Raw genomic sequence first — 5,675 nt, 5'->3', positions numbered from 1 at the left:
ACGCTACTATTTGTATCAATATCTAAAAAATAAGATTCATTATTATCTTGGTATATGAAAAAATCAGATAAATATCTGCCTTGATTATTTAAGAGGTAGTTGTATGTGTATGTTTTATTTACTACATCATTAGTGACAAGGCTTTGAAGAAATTTTTGGCTATCAGGGCCAAAGATATGAATGATAGATCTATCAGGCAGAATTTCATACATATTTATTCCTGCATAATTTGATGAAAGATAACTTCAAGATCTGGTTGAGATATTCTTAAATCTTTGATTTCACCGCCTACCTTGTTGATATTTTGCAGTATTTTAGAATAATTATCTCCCGTAGTATTTACCTGAAAACGAAGTTTGTTTGCAGACAATATTTCAACTGAACCTTTGGCAAATTCAAGAGCTGTAAGATCTACATGAGTACTAAATTCAACATCTATGTGCCTTGTTCCAAGATCTTGAAGTAGCTTACTTTTCTTGTCTTGCTTAATGATTTTGCCTTTATTAATAAAAGCAATTTCATCACACAATTCTTGCGCTTCTGCCAGATAGTGGGTTGTAATAATAATAGTCATACCCTGCTTATTTAACGTTTTTACATACTCCCAAAGCTGCAAACGAAGCTCTAAATCTACACCAGCTGTAGGTTCGTCAAGGATCAGTACAGCTGGTGAATGTACCATTGCCTTAGCTATAAGAAAACGTCTTTTCATTCCGCCGGAAAGTCGTTGTGGAAAACTATCTTTTTTATCCCACAAACTAAGAGCCCGTAATATTTCTTCTGTTTTACGCTGGTTAGGTTTTATTCCGTAATAACCAGCATAAAACTCCAGCGCCTGATAAATTGGAAAAAATGTATCAAATGAAACTTCTTGAGGTACAATTCCAATTGATGATCGCGCTTTTTTAGGGAATTCATCTATTGAGGTACCCATAATTCTAACTTCACCAGAAGTTTTTACTACAGTGCCAGCTAAAATATTTATCAAAGTTGATTTGCCAGCACCATTTGGTCCAAGCAAACCAAAAATGGAACCTCTTGGGACTGCGAGATTAAAATCGTCTAATGCTAGGGAGTTAATGCTACTTGAGTATTTTTGATTATATTGCTTTACTAGATTTTGAATTAATATTGCATTTTCTGTCATCTATAAAAACCATGAACTTTCTTTTTTACAATCATCTCTATCTAAATTGAAAATTTCCATAGACTATGCAATATCCCCTTCTTCCATCGTAGTAACCTTATCATTCCCATAAATTTCTCCTCCTAGCGTTACTTTTTGGGGGGTAGCATGGACACAACAATTCGTATGCAAAGAGGTTACACCACCCAAACTAGCAAAAGCGCTAGAATCAAGAAATGTTTCGATTATTTCTGGTATAGATGCTAAAAACTTTTTAATTTGCTCTAACATTATTTTTCTCTTTTATGTATTTAAAGGGTAATTACAAAAGCTTTATGTTAATCATGAGATCATGATTAACTAATTCCCTGCTTCAATTGCATTATTTTCAGGGGTTGCTGGTTTTGCATGATCACTATGTATATCCTTGATTAAGTTAGATAATTCACCAGTTTCAAACATCTCTCTCACTATATCACAACCACCAACAAACTCGCCAGCAATATAAAGCTGAGGAATAGTTGGCCAATCAGCAAAATCTTTTATGCCTTGACGTAAATCAGGGTTTTCAAGTACATTGATATCCTTAAATTTTAGACCAAGTGTCTGCAATATACCAACGACCATTGCAGAAAAGCCGCATTGTGGAAAATCCGCGGTTCCCTTCATGAAGAGAACTACCTCATTAGTAGAAATCTGTTCGTTGATAAAGTCAAAAGTTTTGTTTTTATTCATAATAAATCCTTGATAAACAAAAGGTTGCATCATTTTCCTGCTCATTATATACAATTAACTATAGAAAATAAATACAAATTCAGAATAAGCTTTAGGCAAAGAATGATATCCCAAGATAAAATAGAAAAAATATTTCAAATTTTTAGTTCTGCTGATCCAAAACCAAAAACAGAATTAGAATATAGCAACAATTTTACACTGACAATAGCTGTCATCTTGTCAGCGCAAGCAACTGATATTTCGGTAAATAAAGCAACAAAAAAACTTTTTGAGCAATACGATACTCCTCACAAAATATTTTTATTAGGGGAAGCTAATTTAAAACCATATATAAAAACCATAGGCTTATATAACTCAAAAGCAAAAAATATCATTGCACTTTGTGAAATTTTGATCAATAAATATAACTCGATTATTCCAGACGAGTTTGAAGAGTTAATAAAATTACCTGGTATTGGTAGAAAAACGGCTAACGTAATTTTAAATTGCGCATTTGCTAAACCAACAATGGCCGTTGATACACATGTATTTCGCGTAGCACACAGAATTGGATTAAGCATTGGTAGCTCACCAGAAAAAGTAGAAAAGGATCTTTTAAAAAAAATACCCGAAAAATGGCTCCTTCATGCTCATCATTGGTTAATTCTGCATGGAAGGTACGTATGTAAGGCAAGAACGCCCATTTGTTCAAGGTGTAGTATCTCAGCTTATTGTTCGTATTATAAAGAAAACAAAACAGATTAATATAGGTTTAAGTTTATGTTATCAGAAGAAATAGTTGATTATCCAGAGATCAAGCCATTATCAGGAAAGGCTGATAAACTTCTTGTATTGCTCCACGGTGTTGGTTCTGATGGTCACGACCTTATTGGATTGGTTCCATTTATCCAAGAAGCTTTACCACATCATCATTTTATCTCTCCTCATGGTGTTGAACCTTATGATATGGCTCCATTTGGTAGGCAATGGTTCAGCCTAAAAGATCGTGATAACACAACTATTTCTCAGCTAGTCAAAAACAATTCTGCAAAAGTTGAAAAAATAATTGAAGATAAGCAAAATGAACTTGGTATAAAAAACTCTGACACAATTATTGTTGGCTTTTCTCAAGGAACTATGATGGCATCTTATCTTACCCTAATTCAAAAAGAGCCATTTGCTGCAATGGTTGGATTTTCTGGTAGGTTGGTTAAACCGGCTGACTTAAACAACACCTCTACTCCAATTTGTATAATTCATGGGCTTAACGATGACGTAGTTCCAGCTAGTCAGAGCAAGGAATTTGCTAAATATTGCGAGAATAACAATATAAATTATCAATTGCATCTAATACCTAACTTGACTCATTCAATAGACGGTTCGGGGATGCAGTTTGCTTTAAATTTTTTACGTGGAATTAAATAAAATAAGTAGGAGGTGTAGATGATGAATAAAGAACTGAAAACCTTAGATCCAGAAATTTATGAAGCTATCAAAGCTGAAAAACTAAGGCAAGAGCACAGCATTGAGCTTATCGCCTCTGAGAATTTTGTGAGTAAAGCAGTCCTTGCGGCGCAAGGATCGATTATGACAAATAAATACGCAGAGGGCTATGCGGGGAAGAGATATTATTGCGGTTGCGAAGAAGTTGACAAGGCAGAAGTGCTTGCCATTGAAAGGTTGAAACAATTATTCAAATGCTCATACGCTAACGTTCAACCACATTCAGGTTCACAAGCAAATCAAGCGGTATATCTAGCATTACTGCAACCAGGAGACAAGATTTTAGGTATGTCTTTGGATTGTGGCGGTCATTTAACGCACGGAGCTGCTCCAAACCTTTCTGGAAAATGGTTCAAACCATTATTCTACGGCGTTGATCCTAAGACTTATCTAATTGATTATTCCGAAGTTGAAAGATTAGCACTTGAACATAAACCTAAACTTATTATTGCCGGCTACTCTGCATATACACAAACTCTTGATTTTGCTAAATTCAGGGCAATTGCCGATAAGGTTGGTGCATATTTAATGGCGGATATCGCTCATATTGCAGGGATAGTTGCAACTGGTAGACACCCTAGCCCATTTCCACATGCACATATTGTAACTTCAACGACTCACAAGACTCTCAGAGGGCCTCGTGGCGGAGTTATTATGTCTAATGATGATGAGATCGGTCAAAAACTAAATAAAGCAGTATTTCCTGGTCTGCAAGGCGGTCCTCTTATGCATATAATTGCCGCTAAAGCAGTTGCATTTAAGGAAGCTCTAACAAATGATTATAAATCTTATATAGATCAAGTTTTATTAAATGCAACTGCTCTTGGTAAGACCCTTGTGCAAAGAGGTTACGATATTCTCACTGGAGGAACTGTAAATCATATTGTTTTGCTTGATCTTAGAAAAGATGGACTTACAGGAAAATTAGCTTCAGAGGCCCTGGATAGAGCTGGAATTACGTCAAATAAAAACACTGTTCCTTTTGACTCTACCTCGCCATTTATTACGTCAGGAGTAAGGCTAGGTACCCCTGCATGTACAACTCGTGGATTTAAAGAAAAGGAGTTCATAGTAGTAGGAAATCTGATTGCAGATGTGCTAGATAGTCTCAAGCAATCGGAGAATAACAGCAAAACGGAACAAGAAGTGTACACCAAGGTAATTGAACTAACTAAAACATTCCCTATTTATGACTAATGCACAAGCTTTCATTCTCGCTCAGGCGGGAGTGACAAAAACTAGACTAAACCTTTGTAAAACATTTCCAGCTAATCGACTATGAAGTGCATATTTTGTCAGTCACCAGATACCGTGGTTAAAGACTCGCGTGAAACCGATGAAGGTAAGGTAGTAAGACGCCGAAGATCGTGTTTGAAGTGTAATGGTAGGTTTACCACTTTTGAAAGAGTTCAGTTAAGAGAATTGATCATTGTAAAAAAAAGTGGGGCTAAGAGGCCATTTGATAGAGCAAAAATATTGAAATCAATTACAACCGCTCTAAGAAAAAGAAATTTTCTGGAAGAAGAAATAGAAGAAATTGCCAATAGGATAACCCTAGAAGTAGAAAGTTCTAATTCTAAAGAAGTTCAATCACAGATGATAGGTAAATTAATAATGCAAGAACTAGCCAAAATAGATCAAGTAGCATATATAAGATTTGCATCGGTATATAAAGATTTTTCTACTGCTCAAGATTTTGCAAAATTTATAGGGAAAATAAGGGAAAATCAATAATATGAAGATAATTTTTACTGCATTAATACTATTTTTAATACAAGGAGATATGATGAAAAAAGAGACTAATCCACCATTTGCTAAAAAAGTTCCTTATGAATTTGAACTACATGGAATGAAGATTCAAGATGAATATAATTGGTTACGTGCAAGTGGTTGGCCAGATAAAGTTACTGATGAATCAGTGCTTTCTTACTTAAATGAAGAAAATAAATATTTTGATAATTACATGACTCCTCTTGCGGATAAAAAAAATATGTTCTTCGAGGAGCTTAAAGGAAGAATCAAACTGGCTGATCAGTCAACTTATATAAAGAAAGATGAATATTTCTACTATACTAGAACTGAAGAGGACAAAGATTATCCTATTTATTGTCGTAAAAAAGGTTCGCAAGGGGCTCTAGAAGAAATACTTCTTGATGTAAATGAGCTTGCTAAAGATCAAAAATACACTTCCATAGGATCATTCTCTATAAGCCCAGATCATAAATTAATGGCCTACTCTATTGATTTTACGGGTGGAGAAAAATATACATTAAAAGTCTTTAATCTTGAGAATAAAATTTTTCTTGAGGACAAAATAGAGAACACAATAGGT

The 5,675-nt window shown here is 34.7% G+C and carries 7 protein-coding genes and 2 pseudogenes; 5 read left to right on the top strand and 4 right to left on the bottom strand.

Annotation, left to right across the window (positions count from 1 at the left end; translation table 11 throughout):
• The 4 genes and pseudogenes from Megvenef_RS07120 to grxD form a co-directional block, all read right to left on the bottom strand.
• A pseudogene (locus tag Megvenef_RS07120) lies at nt 1-212 on the bottom strand (YgfZ/GcvT domain-containing protein); the annotation flags it as partial.
• A 2-nt stretch (nt 213-214) separates the two neighbouring features.
• Nucleotides 215-1,147 carry an ABC transporter ATP-binding protein gene (locus Megvenef_RS07115; RefSeq protein ID WP_322777274.1) on the bottom strand — a complete coding sequence of 311 codons (933 nt, stop codon included), beginning with the start codon at nt 1,145-1,147 and terminating at the stop codon, nt 215-217.
• 63 nt (nt 1,148-1,210) lie between these two features.
• Complete coding sequence (locus Megvenef_RS07110; protein ID WP_322777273.1) at nt 1,211-1,417, bottom strand: hypothetical protein; 207 nt, start codon at nt 1,415-1,417, stop codon at nt 1,211-1,213.
• Between the two features lie 69 nt (nt 1,418-1,486).
• Complete coding sequence (gene grxD / locus Megvenef_RS07105) at nt 1,487-1,861, bottom strand: Grx4 family monothiol glutaredoxin (protein ID WP_322777272.1); 375 nt, start codon at nt 1,859-1,861, stop codon at nt 1,487-1,489.
• 105 nt (nt 1,862-1,966) lie between these two features.
• Here grxD and nth point away from each other — a divergent pair, with 105 nt between their 5' ends.
• From nth to Megvenef_RS07080, 5 genes and pseudogenes are all read left to right on the top strand, one after another.
• Nucleotides 1,967-2,605: an endonuclease III gene (nth, locus tag Megvenef_RS07100; protein ID WP_410519770.1), complete on the top strand. Its 639-nt coding sequence runs from the start codon at nt 1,967-1,969 to the stop codon at nt 2,603-2,605.
• Nucleotides 2,606-2,620: 15 nt separating this feature from the next.
• On the top strand, nt 2,621-3,265 hold the full coding sequence (locus tag Megvenef_RS07095; RefSeq protein ID WP_322777270.1) for an alpha/beta hydrolase: 645 nt from the start codon (nt 2,621-2,623) through the stop codon (nt 3,263-3,265).
• Between the two features lie 18 nt (nt 3,266-3,283).
• Complete coding sequence (gene glyA / locus Megvenef_RS07090; protein WP_322777269.1) at nt 3,284-4,540, top strand: serine hydroxymethyltransferase; 1,257 nt, start codon at nt 3,284-3,286, stop codon at nt 4,538-4,540.
• An 81-nt stretch (nt 4,541-4,621) separates the two neighbouring features.
• Complete coding sequence (gene nrdR, locus Megvenef_RS07085) at nt 4,622-5,077, top strand: transcriptional regulator NrdR (RefSeq protein WP_322777268.1); 456 nt, start codon at nt 4,622-4,624, stop codon at nt 5,075-5,077.
• Between the two features lie 49 nt (nt 5,078-5,126).
• A pseudogene (locus Megvenef_RS07080) lies at nt 5,127-5,675 on the top strand (S9 family peptidase); the annotation flags it as partial.

It is taken from the genome of Candidatus Megaera venefica, assembly GCF_034554655.1.
GTDB lineage: Bacteria > Pseudomonadota > Alphaproteobacteria > Rickettsiales > Rickettsiaceae > Megaera_A > Megaera_A venefica.
This window is presented reverse-complemented; position numbering and strand designations above follow the sequence as displayed.